Origin of the sequence: Paenibacillus sp. FSL H8-0261, assembly GCF_045040645.1 — a bacterium.
GTDB lineage: Bacteria > Bacillota > Bacilli > Paenibacillales > Paenibacillaceae > Paenibacillus_AQ.
Map to the genome: position 1 here is coordinate 932,734 of NZ_CP150297.1, position 16,695 is coordinate 949,428.

At 44.4% G+C, this 16,695-nt stretch carries 12 protein-coding genes; 7 read left to right on the forward strand and 5 right to left on the reverse strand.

The features are described from left to right. The first annotated feature begins 68 nt into the window (after positions 1-68). The 4 genes from MHI27_RS04065 to MHI27_RS04080 are packed head-to-tail and all read left to right on the forward strand — an operon-like array spanning position 69 to position 4,286. Positions 69-1,043, forward strand: a complete 975-nt coding sequence (locus MHI27_RS04065; protein ID WP_405175665.1) for a DUF4430 domain-containing protein — start codon at positions 69-71, stop codon at positions 1,041-1,043. Continuing rightward, the gene (locus tag MHI27_RS04070) at positions 1,043-1,933 is read left to right on the forward strand and encodes an energy-coupling factor transporter transmembrane component T (RefSeq protein WP_405175666.1); all 891 of its coding nucleotides are present in this window, start codon (positions 1,043-1,045) and stop codon (positions 1,931-1,933) included. The genes MHI27_RS04065 and MHI27_RS04070 overlap by 1 nt, the downstream gene beginning before the upstream one ends. Beyond that, positions 1,906-3,576: an ABC transporter ATP-binding protein gene (locus MHI27_RS04075; RefSeq protein WP_405175667.1), complete on the forward strand. Its 1,671-nt coding sequence runs from the start codon at positions 1,906-1,908 to the stop codon at positions 3,574-3,576. Before MHI27_RS04070 ends, MHI27_RS04075 begins: the two co-directional genes overlap by 28 nt. Beyond that, the gene (locus MHI27_RS04080; RefSeq protein ID WP_042184957.1) at positions 3,558-4,286 is read left to right on the forward strand and encodes an ECF transporter S component; all 729 of its coding nucleotides are present in this window, start codon (positions 3,558-3,560) and stop codon (positions 4,284-4,286) included. Before MHI27_RS04075 ends, MHI27_RS04080 begins: the two co-directional genes overlap by 19 nt. A 378-nt stretch (positions 4,287-4,664) precedes the next feature. Here the strand turns inward: MHI27_RS04080 and MHI27_RS04085 are convergent, their stop codons facing one another. From MHI27_RS04085 to MHI27_RS04105, 5 genes are all read right to left on the reverse strand, one after another. Further along, positions 4,665-6,089, reverse strand: a complete 1,425-nt coding sequence (locus MHI27_RS04085; protein ID WP_405175668.1) for an ATP-binding protein — start codon at positions 6,087-6,089, stop codon at positions 4,665-4,667. Continuing rightward, positions 6,086-6,763, reverse strand: a complete 678-nt coding sequence (locus MHI27_RS04090; protein WP_405175669.1) for a response regulator transcription factor — start codon at positions 6,761-6,763, stop codon at positions 6,086-6,088. The genes MHI27_RS04085 and MHI27_RS04090 overlap by 4 nt, the downstream gene beginning before the upstream one ends. 59 nt (positions 6,764-6,822) lie before the next feature. Next, a complete protein-coding gene (locus MHI27_RS04095) occupies positions 6,823-8,796 on the reverse strand; it encodes a serine hydrolase domain-containing protein (protein ID WP_405175670.1) in 1,974 nt (657 codons plus the stop codon). A gap of 286 nt (positions 8,797-9,082) precedes the next feature. Next, on the reverse strand, positions 9,083-10,357 hold the full coding sequence (locus tag MHI27_RS04100) for an MFS transporter (protein ID WP_341058770.1): 1,275 nt from the start codon (positions 10,355-10,357) through the stop codon (positions 9,083-9,085). A 113-nt stretch (positions 10,358-10,470) separates the two neighbouring features. Further along, positions 10,471-11,376, reverse strand: a complete 906-nt coding sequence (locus MHI27_RS04105) for an ArsR/SmtB family transcription factor (RefSeq protein WP_405175671.1) — start codon at positions 11,374-11,376, stop codon at positions 10,471-10,473. A 219-nt stretch (positions 11,377-11,595) separates the two neighbouring features. Here MHI27_RS04105 and MHI27_RS04110 point away from each other — a divergent pair, with 219 nt between their 5' ends. The 3 genes from MHI27_RS04110 (at position 11,596) to MHI27_RS04120 (ending at position 16,695) form a co-directional block, all read left to right on the forward strand. After that, the gene (locus MHI27_RS04110; RefSeq protein ID WP_405175672.1) at positions 11,596-12,948 is read left to right on the forward strand and encodes an MATE family efflux transporter; all 1,353 of its coding nucleotides are present in this window, start codon (positions 11,596-11,598) and stop codon (positions 12,946-12,948) included. A gap of 19 nt (positions 12,949-12,967) precedes the next feature. Next, positions 12,968-15,298 (forward strand): bifunctional glutamate--cysteine ligase GshA/glutathione synthetase GshB, encoded by a 2,331-nt coding sequence (gene gshAB / locus MHI27_RS04115; protein WP_405175673.1) that lies wholly within the window; start codon positions 12,968-12,970, stop codon positions 15,296-15,298. A gap of 125 nt (positions 15,299-15,423) precedes the next feature. Further along, entirely contained in the window at positions 15,424-16,695 is a 1,272-nt protein-coding gene (locus MHI27_RS04120; protein WP_405175674.1) for a glycoside hydrolase family 5 protein, read from the forward strand.

Below are 16,695 nucleotides of genomic sequence, written 5' to 3' on the forward strand. Positions count from 1 at the left end.
TATTTAAAGAGATAAGCAAGGGTAGCGTGTATACCCTTGCTTATTATTTAAGGTGGGGAACTTAAGAAATGAACAAGAAAAAATGGCTAACAGCGATACTAATTATTGGTGTATTGGCGATTGCCTTCTTTTGGGGCGGGAATTATCAAAAGAGCCCGAACAAGGTTGCGAGTAACAGTGTTGAGTCTCAAGTTGCAGAATCAGCCAATACGGCTTCCAATCAGAATGTTGATGTAGAGCCTACAACCTCAAGTGATGCCGAGACAACGGAGATAGCTCCTACAGCTACACCTGGTGAAACAGCTAAGCCTAAGCCCGTTGAAACGGTAAAACCAACTGAAGAGGTAACGCCAACCGAAACTGCGGCAACAGAGGTTGAAAAGCCGACAGCAACACCTAAATCGGATACACAGGCACAACCGACCGAAACACCGAAAGCGGCTAAAACGTCCGTGCCGGAAACGAAAGCGACGGCAAAACCAGTAACCAAACCGGATTCAAAAGTAGCGACAACAGAAACAAAGCAGGAACCGAAAAAGGATAAATTCCTTACCGATCCAGTGCCGAGCGGGAAACCTAAGCCCGTGGAATGGCAAGATGCAACGGTAGATAAGAAGAAGCAATTAACGGCTACTTTGTCCGTGTCGGCAGCAACGATTTTAGATAATATGGATATTTTCAATAAAGATAAGGTTGAAGTATTGCCGGCAGATGGTATCATTTATAAAACGCAGAAAGTAACCTTTTATGAAGGTGAGTCTGTGTTTGATGTTTTGCTAAGAGAGATGAAGAAGAATAAAATCCATATGGAATTCAGTATGACTCCGATCTATAACAGTAATTATATTGAAGGTATAAATAATCTTTATGAATTTGATGCTGGAGAGCTTAGTGGATGGATGTACAAAGTAAATGGCTGGTTCCCTAACTACGGCAGCAGTCGTTATGTTCTCAAGGATGGCGATGTCGTTGAATGGGTATACACCTGTGATTTAGGTCGAGATGTAGGTGGTTATGTAGCCACAGGAGGAGCACAGAAATAATGAAGGATAGCTTTTCTACCTTTCATCCGTTTGTGAATTTTCTTTATTTTGTTGTTGTGTTGTTATTTAGCATGGTGTTCATGCATCCCATATTTCAGGTGATTGCGCTTATCAGTGCAGTGGTCTACTCCTTTATGTTAAAAGGAAAGAAAGCCGTTCGATTTAATCTGCTGTACATGGTTCCTTTTCTACTATTTATGGCGATTATGAACCCTGTTTTTAATCATCAAGGGGTAACGATCTTGTTCTATTTGAACAATGGAAATCCCATTACGAAGGAATCCATTCTTTATGGTGTAGCAGCGGCGTGCATGTTTGTGACGGTAATCATATGGTTCTCCTGTTATAACGTCGTGATGACCTCAGATAAGTTTATTTATATATTCGGAAAAATACTGCCGGCACTGTCGTTGATTTTTTCGATGGTGCTTCGTTTTGTTCCTAGATATTTAGCGCAAATCAAGGTGATTTCAAATGCTCAAAAATGTATAGGCCGGGATGTCACGCAGGGAAATCTTCTCGCAAGAGCGCGGAATGGGATTACGATCCTATCGATAATGACCACCTGGGCTCTGGAAAATGCGATTGAAACGGCAGATTCCATGAAGTCAAGAGGATATGGATTGCCTGGACGTACAAGCTTTTCGATCTTCCGTCTAGATGCCAGGGACAAAGTAGCCCTCTTGATCATGACAGGCTTAATTGCGATGGTAGCCATCGGCGCAGCAATGGGTGAGAACACGATGAGATATTATCCGTCGATTAAAGCGAGCGCAATTACACCTTTTAGTATCCTTGTATATATCGTTTATTTTGCGCTATGTATGATCCCTGTGCTCATCAATATGGTGGAGGCAATGAAATGGAAATCTATCGAATCGAAGAACTAAGCTTTGCTTTTCCTGAACAAGAGCAGATGGCTCTTTCGAATATCAATCTTACGATTACAAGCGGAGACTTTATTACTGTTTGTGGAAAGTCAGGCTGCGGCAAAAGTACCTTACTAAGACAACTGAAAACAATCCTAACCCCACATGGCAAACGCCAAGGGGCGATTTATTATAAGGGTCAACCTGTAGAAGAGATCGATCAACGGACACAAGCAGCGGAAATCGGTTATGTACTCCAAAGTCCGGACAATCAAATTGTGACTGACAAGGTGTGGCATGAGCTGGCCTTTGGCCTTGAAAGCTTAGGTTATGACAATTCTACGATTCGTTTGCGCGTGGCTGAGATGGCGAGCTTTTTCGGAATTCAGACCTGGTTCCATAAAAGTGTGACTGAGCTATCGGGTGGCCAGAAGCAGCTACTCAATTTAGCAGCGATTATGGCTATGCATCCCTCGGTTCTAATCCTTGATGAGCCTACCTCTCAGTTAGATCCTATCGCGGCTTCCGATTTTTTGGAGACGGTTAAAAAGATTAATCGCGAGCTTGGAACAACCGTTATCATGACCGAGCATCGTCTAGAGGATGTTCTTCCGCTTACAGATCGGCTGATTGTGCTGAATGAGGGCATCGTGATTGCTGATGATACCCCGCAAAGGGTGGGAGAAGCTCTAAGCAAGCTGAACCATCCGATGTTTCTGTCCATGCCCTCACCGATGCAAATTTACGCAGGCGTAGAGAATGACTTAGCATGGCCTGTTACAGTAAAGGAAGGACGCCAATGGTTGGATGCTTTTCTAGAGGATAAGACACCTGCAACGATCTCGGAATCTCAGCCAAGCACGAAAGAGGACGGCCCAGTAGTCATAAAGTTCAAGGATGTATGGTTTAAATATGATAAGCACGGACCGGATATTATTAAAGATTTGTCCTTTGAAGTGAAGCAGGGACAGTTCTATTGCATTGTTGGTGGAAACGGAACGGGCAAGACATCGACGCTGTCACTAATGAGCGGCATTCTTCAGCCCTATAGAGGCAAGGTTCAAATTGGCGGGAACAACCCTGCGAAGATGAATGCCAAAGAACTGTTTACTAACAATCTGGGCATCCTCCCGCAAAATCCGCAAACCTTATTTGTGAAGAAAACAGTCGAGTTAGATTTATACGAAATGTTATCCCAGCTCCCTTTAACGAAGGAAGAAAAGACGGCTAAAGTTGAGGCCGTGGTTAAGTTCGCAGAACTGGAACATCTTCTCTCGATGCATCCGTATGATCTTAGCGGGGGAGAACAGCAGCGTACTGCGCTGGCAAAAGTGCTTTTGTTAGAACCAAAGATTCTGCTGCTGGATGAACCGACGAAGGGACTGGATGGACCTTTTAAAGAGAAATTAGCTTTATTCTTACAGAAGCTTAATGCTGAAGGTGTTACCATCGTAATGGTTTCGCATGATGTTGAATTCTGTGCCAAATACGCGGAGGTCTGCGCCATGTTCTTTGATGGAAGTATCATCACTACGAATGAAGCCCAGAAGTTTTTTGCTGGAAACAGCTTCTATACGACTGCCGCCAACCGTATGGCGCGTCATGTATGGAGCGAGGGAGTAACGATAGAGGGTGTGATTGATTTATGTCAACGAAGCAGGTGACGGGTCGTCGTTTGAGTCGTCGAACTTTATTAGCGGGACTGCTAATCTTTATAGTTATTCCAGCTACAATTTTGTTAGGTATCTTTGTCCTAGATGATCGCAAATATTACTTTATCAGCCTATTGATCGTCCTCTACACGATGATTCCGTTTGCGTTGGTGTTCGAGAATCGGAAGCCGCAGGCGAGGGAACTCATCGTCATAGCGGTGCTAGCAGCTATTGCCGTTGCTGGACGCGCAGCCTTTTTCATGTTGCCGCAGTTTAAGCCGGTTGTTGCCATTGTCATCATCGCAGGGGTGAGTTTGGGAGCTGAGGCAGGATTTCTGGTCGGTGCTGTTGCGGGCTTCGTCTCCAATTTCTTCTTTGGGCAGGGACCTTGGACGCCTTGGCAAATGTTTTGTTTTGGCATCATTGGCTTCCTGGCGGGCATTTTCTTCAAGAAAGGTCTGCTTAAAAAGACTAAGCTGTCTCTCTGTATATTTGGAGGGCTAGCAACGTTCTTGGTATATGGAGGCATTATCAATATAGGCTCGCTGATGATGTTCACTTCTGAGTTCTCATTATCGGCTTTGATGACGACTTATGTTTCCGCCTTTTGGTTTGATATGGTGCATGCCATCTCGACGGTGGTGTTCCTCTTTTTCATTGCTAACCCTATGATTGAAAAGTTGGATCGGATAAAAACGAAGTATGGGTTGATTGAGCCTTAGGGTGTTTGTGCGGGGTGTTGTGCGCTTTGCGCTGGCGGATGCTCCGAGAACGGACTGTTGTTACAATCGCTGTTGTGTCCAGATTTTTTTGAATTTTTCCCCTAGGGTAAAATCCGTACACAAAGGCGAACGCTCCGCTTTTCCACAATCAGTCCGTTCTCTCCGCTGCTATCAGCGCGAAACCCAAACCCACATCGACGAAAGGCTCAAAGAACCCCCCATCGGTTTTTAGCCGAAGGGGGGCGGTAGTACCTAGTGGCTGGAGGTTTGGCCATTATAAGATATTACAATCGGTATGGAATTCTAGTAGCGATGCTCCTAGATCTAACCTTAAAAAACAGGCGATGCTCCGGTCTACCGGTATCGCCTGTTTTTTGATTATTCCCTTACGATATCCATAGGCGCTGAGGTATCTTCAAAGGGCTTAAGGCTCTTTCGGCTGGGAGCAGACGGGGAGACGGGCAACCTAACGATAATCGTCGTTCCCTCTCCGATAGCACTGTCTACCTCTATCCTTCCCTGATGCAGAGAGACAATTTTTTTAACGATCGCAAGTCCGAGACCGTTGCCATTGTTGTTTCCGTTCCGCGACTTGTCTATTTTATAAAATCTTTGGAATACGGCGTTGAACTCTTCCGGGGACATCCCGATTCCATTATCGATGATGGTGACAGATACTTCTGCTGCACTACTAACTATACTGATGCGAATATTCCCGCCTTCCGGTGTGAATTTGATGCTATTGCTGAGCAAATTCATCCATACTTGCTTCAGCTGATCTTCATCACCCTTAATTTTGACCACTTCCGGCAATTCAAGATCGATAACAATGCCTTTGGCTGACCATTGGGGCTCACAAGTCACAACGATGGTTCTAATCTGCTCGTCAAGATTGAAGGGACTTGCGTTGAAGGGATGATGTTCAGAATCCAGGGAAGCGAGCTTCAGTAAATTATCACTTAGCCTCGACAGACGTTCACTCTCCGCAATGATGATATCAAGATATTCGCTGCGTTCCTCTTCCACGATCAAATCATGGTTCTGCAACGCCTTGGCAAAGCCGGAAATAGATGTTAGCGGTGTCTGGATTTCATGAGAAACGTTGGATACGAAATCCTGCCTCATCTGTTCCAACTGCTTCAGCTCCCCTGCCATCTCCACATAGCTTTGTGTCAATTCCCCGATTTCATCTATTCGGTTCACTTTAAGCTCCACCTCGAAATCACCCTTGGCCAGTCTTTTTGTTGCATTCGTCAGTGCTTTGATCGGCTCCACCAAATATCTGGCGGCAATAAGAATGCATACACTACCCAGCAAAAGCACGAGCAAAAGCACAAAGAGCACCATCCGATTAACGATATTTTCGTTCTCAGCAGAATACTGCAAGAACATCGCGCGCCACTCCCCGTCCAACATAAAAGGCATCCCGATAAAAATATCCTTATCTTCCGCGGAGGAACGGTAGAGCTTTCCTTGCAGTACTTGTTTGACAGCTTCGGGGGGGACAGTGACAGCCGGACTACCCTTGAGCCCATAAAAGGTATGTTCTCCGGCATGATTGTACAGGTGGATAGGGTGTGCGGATACTTTAACCATACTATTCAGGAACTCGTCCGTATCTTTAGGTTTGGCGTCATCATAGCGGTGAATGATCTCTTTTCCCACTACGATCATTTCATTCTGTCCCTCGTAACTTATTTGTTTCTGAAAGACATACAAGCCAATGAAAAAGGAACAGACTAGACTAAAGATAATGATGCCCAGAAACGTGAGAATGACGCGTACATACAATGTCTTGATCATGGCATAGGGATCAGCCGATATCCCAGGCCGCGGGCCGTTTCGATTTGAAATTGCTCGCCCTTGCCGCTGAATTTCTCCCTCAACCGACTTATATGCACATCTACAGTCCGGCCGTCTCCTTCATAATTCAATCCCCAGATTTGAAGAATCAACTGTTCTCTTGTGAAGATTTGCCCAGGATGGCTGGCCAGCAGAAACAGCAGCTCAAATTCCTTCAAAGGAATTGTGACCGGTTCTTCACCACGCGTGACCTGAAAAGTGCGCCGGTTGAGCGTCACATTACCTAACTGCACGGACTGGGAAGAAACGACCAGCGAGCGTTTAAGCAAAGCTTTTACTCGCATTACCAATTCAAGCGGATCAAATGGTTTCGTTAGATAGTCATCCGTACCAAGTTGAAAGCCTTTCACTTTGTGTGCGGATTCCGCTTTAGCCGTCACCATGAGGAGGGGGATGTTGGCATCCCAGCGCCTGATTTCTCTGCATAGATCCCAACCATCCAATCCTGGCATCATAATATCTAGAATGACGAGATCGACACGCGAGTTCTGTATAATGGACAGAGCTTTGGTACCATCCCTGGCTTCTTTGAGGTCAAAACCTTCTTTTCGCAAAAATAAAGACATTAGCTTTCGGATGTTATCATCATCATCAGCGATAAGTATAGTAGCCACGATTTTCCTCCTCTATTAAGCTTTCATTATATCTAATTTGTTCTTGGCAAGTAATGGCGTTATCCGAACTGCCAACCTAACAGGTTCCAATAGTAGAAGAACAGAGTCATCGCCACAGCCGAAAGCGTCACTAACGTATAATGCACACGCTTGAAAGCTGTCCAGTATTTATTCTTCCAAACCAGTATAGCCGAGATTAGTAAAGCTAAAGTCAGACCAACCAAAATGATTGGCATAACTAAACTGAGAGAAAGCGAAAGACTGATCCCGCTGAACTTCTGCATCATGTCCATGGACATAACCACCATAAATATCGTGACGAAAGATAACAGCGCCCAACCAGCAGTTCCCGCAGATAGGCAGATGGCCCACTTTTCAGGTGGCGTCATCGCCTTAATCTTGCGTCTGGAGAAGATTAGTCCGAGCAATGCAGTGATGAAAATCAACCCTGAGAACCCTAGTACGATAAGCCAAAATTTATTCTGATCCAAGAGAGGCGTACGCTCCAGCGGCATATCCGGTACCATCCCTAAGATCATATGTGTAACCTTACCGGACTCATTCGTGCGGAAGGCAATTTGTTCGGTACCTCCCTCGAGTTGGAACATATTCGGACTGACTTCACTATACAATTGTTGTTCACTACCACTTCCCAAGGATAGCTTATTATCCTCAACCGAGACATTCAGCTGAGCGAAAAAGTTGAAAAACTTATCAATATCACTGATGTTTCGGCGTGTAAATTGATAGGCTCCTGCATATTTTTGAATAGATTCATCAGAAGCGATGAATTCAGGCTGACTCGCATCAGGAGCAGTGTAGTAGCGGTTGAAAAAGGCTTGGATGAGGTCTTCTGCGGAATCACCGCCCTCACCGCCGTTGTAGGATACAAAGATGCCTACATGCTTGGCAGGCACAAGATACAATCCCGTATTAAACATGGGGTCAGAACCACCATGAGTGATCAGCGTGAGCCCATTGATTTGTTTCTCTGCGAACCCAAGATCCACCCCCGGCAGACGTTTATCAAATTGAAACGCCGTTGAATGCATTAGTTCTGCCGTCTCGGGTCTCAGAATCTGCTGGTCTCCATATTTCCCGTTCTGCAGATGGGCGATCATGAAATGCGCCATATCTACTGCTGATACTGTACCCGAGCCGGCAGGACGAAACCCGCCCTCGAAGGTAGGCGTGCCTGGAATAAAACTGCCATTCTCGCTCTTGTACCCCACAACTTTGTTGGGCATAAATGACTCCGGCAAAGGTTCTACTACAGTCGAATATTTCATGTCGAGCGGATCAAAAATATATTTCTTTATATAATCATTGTAAGGAACACCGCTAACTTCCTCTACAATTAGACCTGCGAGTGTAGCACCGTAGTTCGAATAAGAACTTATCTGTCCGGGTGGTCTTACCCGTGCCAACATATGCTTATTGAGTGTTTCAGAGATTGACCCCGGCAATTTGGCAGGGTCTGTAGTGATTTGATAACCCACTCCACCCTCTTCAAACCCTGCTGTATGTGTCATCAAATGGCGCATAGTGATAGGTTCAGGATAAGTAGCAGGGATCTTCACTGATTTCAGGTAGGTGTTAATATCCGTGTCTAGATCAATTTTGCCTTGCTCGACCAGTTGCATCACCGCTGTCCAGGTGAACAGCTTTGTCGTTGAAGCAATTCGAAACATGCTGGTTGTCGGGTCAACGGGTGCTGCCTTTTCCAGATTGGAGCTGCCATAACCTTTGGCCAAAATAATCTTGTTGTCCTTTACGATCGAGATGACTGCTCCCGGAATTTGCAGCCGATTCATATCTTGTTCCATGATGCCATCAACGAAGGTGGTCAGACTCTCGGTATCATCGAGATTGGCAGGGGCTTCAGTCTGAGTTAAAGTTAGCGCGGTTTGATCCGTCTTAGTCTCGGCCGATGCCTGTTTCCCGGGCAACACCAGGCTTGCGCCTAATCCGGCACTAATCACAGCCAATAGGGTTAGACCAGCGATCAGTCTTTTTTTTATAGAAGTTAACATTATTATCCTCCGCATCATCATTTATTGGGATTGGATGATCATCCACCTAACGCTTATAGACATTATCAGAGTAGTGTGAATGGAACGTTAACAAGACTATAAAAAAACAGACTGCCATCCACCGCCTTCAACGACAGAGGGTAGTCTATTGTGAAAAAATTGAAATTCCAGGTTCCTTTTTTGCCTGATAAATTAAAATAAACAGCGGTAGTTTAGGACGTGATTTCCTTGTCCTAGGTTATCGCTGTTTCTATTAGAATCAGTGAACTCTTCTACATATCCCCACTTATCGTTCAGCTACAACACCTTGTGACGGAACTTCCACAACGGGGCGCCTATGGGTGGCCTCAAGGATGGAAAGGTCACCATCCAGCGCTTTGAGTCCGGGGAGAAGCAAGGCTGCGCTAGCACAGAGCATTGGAAGCAGTCCGGCGATTATAAAAAGTGCGGGCACCCCGTAATGCTGGGCAATCGCGCCACCGGCAAAAGCACCAAAAGGCTGCAAGCCGCCACCGATCAGAAAGCGAATAGAATTGACTCTTCCTTGCAGATGGCTCGGAACTAGACGTCCATGGAGTGAAGAGCTTAAGGAACCGAAGAAGGGACCTAACGTCCCAGTAGCAAATACAGCGGCGAGAGCAAAAGAAAAACTAGGGAATAACCCCCATAAGGTAGTCACTAAACCTATGGTCCCCAGACTGCTAAGCATGACAAGCCGTCTTTTTTTAATTTCCCCTATCATGGAAATCACACTTAGCCCGACTAAGGTTCCCAGTGCGAAAACTGTACTTAGCGTGCCCATCGTGGCCGCATCGCGGTGGAGCACTTCGCGTACAAAAGGGACCATCATCGTCCAGACGGCAATTGAGCTTAAATTACTGATGGAGGCCATGATCATAATCGTAAGCATTGCAGGAAATTGTTTATAGAAGGTAAAGCCCTCGGCTATCTCGCGAACGTAAACGGTGATGGAGAAACTACCTGGGGCTGGAGAAGGTTTCGGTAGCTTTTGTAAGCACAGCAAGGTAGTGATGGCGGCTGCGTAACATATCATGTTGATGCCAAGGGCGGGCAGCGCTCCACTAGTAGCGGTCAACGCACCTGCTAAGGCAGGCCCCAGCAGGACTGCTGCGCTTTTGCTGCCATCAATGATAGCAAAAGCTCGCACCAGCTTCCGGCTGTCGGCAACGCCAGGAATAACAGCCATCGCTGTTGGCATGAACAATGCGGCGCAAGATCCGCTGAGACCCGCGGCGACAAACAGATGCCACAGCTGCAATTGGCCAGCCAGGCCCATGCCGAGTGGCAGTGCTATAGCCAGCAAGCGAATGGCTGCCAAGAAGGCCATAAAACGGACCCGGTGCAGCCGATCGGACAACGGTGAACCGAGCAAGCGCAACAGCAGCTCAGGTATGCCGGAGCTGAGCGCGAGTGCTCCCATCGCTAGCTTAGAACCGGTTAGCTCATAGACGAGCCATTCCATAGCCAGTAAGCCAAAAGCATCTCCAAAAGCGCTTAAAGTGATGGTGGAGAGTAGACCATAATAGCTGCGTTTTATCATTGCTTGGTAGCTCCTTTCTTAAAATAAGAAAGTATAAGTTTTGCACCTATACTATCTTATATTTCTCGCAAATACGCTTACCGTCCTTATATGGACGCCAAAGGCGTTTATGCTTAACTCTCCAAATACGCCCCAATCTGCTGAGGCAGTCCGTTTAAGGCTTCTAAACGTAGGCTGTACGAAGTGCTCTTAACATTGCTATGGACAATGACCAGGCCAGCTGCGCGCAGTGCAATAAGATGGTAGTGGATTGTACTTTTGGAAAGTCCGACCTCACGTACGATTTCTGTGAAATTGAGCTGTTTGCCTGTGAGCAAACGAAGGATAAACAGCCGCGTCTCATCTGACAGCGCTCGGGTAAGGCGGAGTAATGCTGGAGCAGGCCGTCCAGCTTCCGGAGGGAGAGCATCACAAGAGTAGCTAGTAAACACGAATTCATCATACATAGAGGTAGTAACCAACGGACGAGCATGATACTGCGGAATGATAATGACCTGCTTCAGATGATCAGTTGGATAGAGGCGCATTCCGTCGGTAGCTGCTTCAAAGACTTCCATGTCATTGCTCCCGTTCAGCGTCTTTCGTCTTGACTCGGCTTCCTGCTCAAGTCCCTTGATGATATTAGGGTCGATTCCACTGAAGTATCCTGCATTCCATTCGCGCAGGATATCAGAAGCAGTATCCCTAAGCTCCGCAAGATTGGAGGGAACCGATTGGCCGAAACGTCCGGAAATTTCATATAGCTCTCCAGATGTTAAAGCATCGAACCAGACTAAAAAGCTCTCTACCGAACGCTCGCCCGGACAAGACCAAATATAAGGAGCCAAACTGAAATCATCAAGTTTCTTAACGACCTCTTGCATTTTACGTAGCAGCATTGGCGCGAATCTGGCTTGAACATCGCGTACCCAGAGCTTACCGGAATCCATGGCAGTATGGTTCTGCTTACTTAGAAAAGCAGTCATACTACTAACACATTCATACATGGGTGCAAAATCGACCTCTACTTTATAGTCCAAGAGCTGCTCCATTCTTTCAGTGAAATACTGAACTTGTTATTAGTTCTATAAATATAGAACTGATCGTTGGTTTTATTCTAAACGAACTAATCGTTCTTTTCAATAGCCATTTCGCCGAAAAATCCGAACTCAAAATATTGTTTACATATAATCAATTGATTATATAAGTGTGTGGTTATGTAATGGATTTGAAATTAGATGAAGAAGGTGTAATTAGACTTGAAGGACTTGAAGGACACAAACGATTTGACTCAGGGTCCTATTATGCCTACCTTAATGAAATTAACACTTCCGATTATTGCGACGAATTTCATCTCTACTACTTATGGTCTAGTCGATATGATTTGGGTTGGAAGATTAGGAAGTGGTCCGGTTGCCGCGATTGGTACAGCGAGTTTTTTCATTAATCTAGCGATTGCTTTATCGACTATGGTTACGATCGGTACAGGGATTAAGGTGGCGCATTGTATGGGATCTGGTCAGTTAGAGAAGGCTAAATCTTATATAAAGAATGGATTTATGATGTCTATTTTATTAGGACTTCTCTATATGAGTTTAGTGCTATTAACTAAGAATCAGTTGATTGGTTTTTTTGATCTTGGAAGTGATGAAGTAGAGCGGATGGCTAGACAATTTCTAGTGATTTCGATATTTGGATCGGTATTTTCTATCGTGAATACGTTATTCGCAACTCTCTTAAACGCTATGGGAAATAGTAAACAACCGTTTCAGATCTTCTCCATTGGTCTTATGGTTAATATTGTCCTTGATCCATTTTTGATTTTTGGCTGGGGCAGTTTTGAAGGATGGGGAGTAGCGGGGGCAGCTATTGCAACATTAATGGCTAACATTTTGGTTACGGCTTTTTTTATCATGAAGACAAAAAAGTCAGAACTCATTTCAAACACATCCGCGTGGGACAGTCGTCAAATGAAAGAAGTCATCCGCATGGGGCTACCAATAACGATCCAACGGGTCACCTTTACGATCATATCGATCATCATTGCCAAGATCATTGTACGATTTGGAGCGGATGCTATTGCGGTTCAAAAAGTAGGAATCCAAATTGAATCCATTTCCTATATGACCATTGGCGGACTACAGGGAGCTATTGCTGCCTTTTTTGGTCAAAATTATGGAGCACGTCGCTTCGATCGTATTGGGCAGGGGTATCGTCAGGCCTTAATTTTAACCTCCATTTTTGGCGTGATCGTGTCGCTTATATTTATTGCGTTCCCGCAGCAGCTATTTTCATTGTTTTTATCAGACCAGACAAGTTTGGAATTGGGCGCAGATTATATGCGGATCATCGGTTACTCACAATTATTCATGTGTCTGGAATTGATGACAGTAGGTGCTTTTAACGGCATGGGTCAAACCCACATCCCACCGATCTTTAGTATTTCATTTACTGCACTCCGAATTCCACTAGCCTTACTCTTATCCGAACCTTTTGGCTTGAATGGGGTGTGGATGTCGATTGCGCTAAGCAGTGTGTTTAAGGGTGTTATTCTTGTGTTCTGGTTTAGAAGATCTTTGTTCAGAATGAATAAACAGCAGGCAAATTACTAAGCAAAGGATGAGAGTAGGAATGGTTTTATTAAATCGTAAACTCATACAGCTTTTAAAGGATAACCATTTGATTAAGGAGATTTTTCACGGAGAATTTGGACTGGAAAAAGAAAATGTCAGAGTGGATCCAGAGGGAAGACTTGCGCTGACACCACATCCAAAAGTCTTTGGAAACAAGCTGGAGAACCCCTACATTCAAACGGATTTCTCAGAGAGTCAGGTTGAGATGGTGACACCCTCTTTTGATTCTATTGAAGAGACTTATAACTTTCTGGAGGCGCTGCAGGATATTGTGTCGCTAGAGCTTAATGAAGAATATCTGTGGCCGAGTAGTAATCCTCCCATGCTGCCGAACGATAAGGAAATTCCCATTGCCAAAATGGGTAATCCGGTAGAAGACGAGTATAGACATCAGTTAGCCGATAAGTATGGTCGTAAAAGACAATTGCTGAGTGGGATCCATTATAATTTCTCTTTTGATGAACAATTTCTAAAAAAGCTTCATGATATCGCTGATCCACAAGAGAGTTTTAAAGATTTCAAAGATGCTGCCTATTTAAAAATAGCCCGCAACCTATTGCGATACCGCTGGCTTCTAATCTATTTAACAGGTGCTAGTCCTGTTTTTGATAAGACTTATATGGAGCAATGTGTGGCACGTGGTGAATCAGATGATGATAAAAGCTTCTATTATCTGAATATGAATTCCCTGCGAAATAGCGAATGTGGGTATCGGAATGAAAAGCCTCTCTATGTATCTTTTGACTCGCTTACCGAATATGTACATGATTTACAAGCGTTGATTGAATCGGAAGAATTATTAAGTGTAAAAGAGTTCTATAGCCCGGTTAGAGTGAAGACGGCAAGAGGTAAACATCCGTTAGAGGAGCTGCTGCAGGATGGGATTGCCTATTTGGAGCTTCGTTTTATTGATCTCAATCCACTCTATAAAATAGGAATTAGCAAAGAATCAATGACTTTCATTCATCTATTTATCCTGTATATGCTATTAAAAGAGGATGAACCGTTCGGAGTAGAGGATCAGAAGATGGCGAATCTTAATCATGATCAATTGATCATGGAGGGGATCAAAGGCTGTTTGCATGATTACGGAGATTCTTGCGGGACAATGGAACAGAAGGCTTTAATTTGTATGCAAGAAATGCAGGATATGATTCAGCTATTGAACCCAGAGGATAAACAGTTCTCGAACGTTCTGAACGGAGCTAAGGATAAGATTCTAAATCCAGATCAGAGCTTTGCAGGGATTGTGAAGTCGGAAGTTCAACAATCCTCTTTTATTAAATATCATCTGAATAAAGCCAAACAATATGCTAAGGAAAGTCTTGCAAATGGATACCGATTTGTAGGATATGAGGATTTGGAGCTATCTACACAGCTTCTACTGAAGGCAGCAGTTAAACGTGGGATTAAGTTCCAATTGCTTGATCGGGAAGAGAACTTCGTTGTACTTACGAAAGGCGATCATAAAGAATACGTTAAGCAGGCTACGAAGACATCCCTGGATTCTTACAGCACGGTACTAATTATGGAGAATAAAATTGTTACGAAGGAAGTTCTCAAACAACAAGGCATTCGTGTTCCCTCAGGTGAGGCATTTGGAGATCTGGAAGCGGCAATGAATGCATATGGCACTTATCGTAATAAGCGAATAGTGATCAAACCCAAATCAACCAACTTTGGACTCGGCATTACTATTTTTACAGATGATTTCTCCAAAGAAGATTATCAAAAAGCCTTCGAAATCGCCTTCGAGCACGATCGAACAGTGCTGCTTGAGGAATTTATGACGGGGAAAGAATATCGTTTTCTAGTCATGGGCGATGAAGTAGTCGGAGTATTGCACCGGGTTCCGGCGAATGTGGTCGGTGATGGTGTACATATGATTGAAGAGCTGGTCCACGAAAAGAATAAGGATCCGCTAAGAGGTCATGGGTATAAAACACCGCTTGAAAAAATTCGGATCGGCGAAGCAGAAGAGATGTTCTTGAAGAACCATGCTCAGGCTTGGAGTGACATTCCTCCATTAAACGAGGTTATCTATCTACGGGAAAACTCTAATATTAGTACAGGTGGAGACAGCTTAGACTTTACTGATGAGATTCCTGACAGCTATAAAGATATGGCCATTCAATCAGCTAAAGCTGCAGGGGCCACTATTTGTGGAGTAGACATGATGATTGATGATATTAGGGAAGAGGCGAAGGGTACCAATTACAGCATTATTGAGATCAATTTTAATCCAGCGATTCATATCCACTGTTATCCTTTTAAAGGCAAGAACCGCCAAGCGGATGAACGAATTTTGGATCTATTGTTTGGAGAATGAACAGAAGCTCAACCAGTACTTTTGGTTGAGCTTCTGTTATTAAACGAGACAATTTCGGCTTGATTTCCACCCCTTGTGACACTCTTGTAACAGAGATTCGCTACGATATGCTACGAGGTGAGAAAATGAAGAAATCTAAAGCTTTTATCGTGTTGATCTTATTGTTGGTTGTCGGATGCAGTTCGGTACCATCACAAGCCAATCCAGAACTGAAGAAGGAAGAGAAGACAGAAAGGAATGAGAAGTTAGCCTTCTGGGAGGGCCAGAGAAAAGGAACCAATTTCATGAATTCAAAATCTTTACCGGAAAACTATGATGCTGCCAAAGAGCAAAATATTGAATTCATTCGTTTGGCACCAGATAAATGGGCAAAAGACAGTGACTATTTATTTAATGACAAACCGGATGCGAACCCGGATAAAGATTTTCTAATAGGGAATGCAGATAAGTATGAAGGGATTGTTGAGGAGGATTTTGCCGAGTTAAAAGCGGACTTAGATGCAGCCGAGGCTCGGGGCTCCAAAGTGGTGCTGACCGTCCTCAGTCTCCCCGGAGATCGCTGGAGGCAGTTCAATAATTACAAAAATGATGACCGGATATGGAAAGATTTCAGTTATCATGAACAAGCGGCAGTGTTTTGGAGAGATCTAGCAAGCCGGTTGAAAGATCATCCTGCGGTAATCGGTTATAACCTGATAAATGAGCCACATCCAGAGACCGCCACGGGATTTAATGACTTCTGGACACAGGACTACAGCGAATGGTATAGCTCAGTAGAGAATACCCCTGCGGATTTGAATCTTTTATATGAGACGATAGTGACCGCTATTCGTACCGTAGATACGAAGACACCAATTATCGTAAATTCTGGGCTGTATGCTACACCTTGGGCTTTTAAATATTTAAAACCGATCGATGATGAGAATGTGTTGTATGCTTTTCATATGTACGAGCCTTACGAGCTAACCAGTCAAAATAAGAAAAAAGGGCTTACCTATGAGTATCCTGGAACGATAAAGGTCGGGGATAATAAAACGGAAAAAGCTTTTAACGAGGAAGCCTTAAAGGAATTTCTGGAACCTGTTGCGCAGTGGGCAAAGGAACATAACATCCCCGCAAATCGGATTGTTGCAGAAGAGTTTGGAACGAATCGATTAGTAAAAGGTGCAGATCAATACATGGCTGATTTAATTTCGATTTTTGATGATTTCGGCTGGCATTGGGCGTTTTATGCTTTCCGCGAGGATACTTGGGACGGTATGGATTATGAATTGGGAAGTAAGCCCCCAACCTGGGAATATTGGCAAGCGATAGAGAATGGCGAACAGCCTCCTCGAAAAGTAGTCGATAGCCCGATATGGGAAGTATTGAAGAAAGGACTTGAAGGAAAGGAGTAA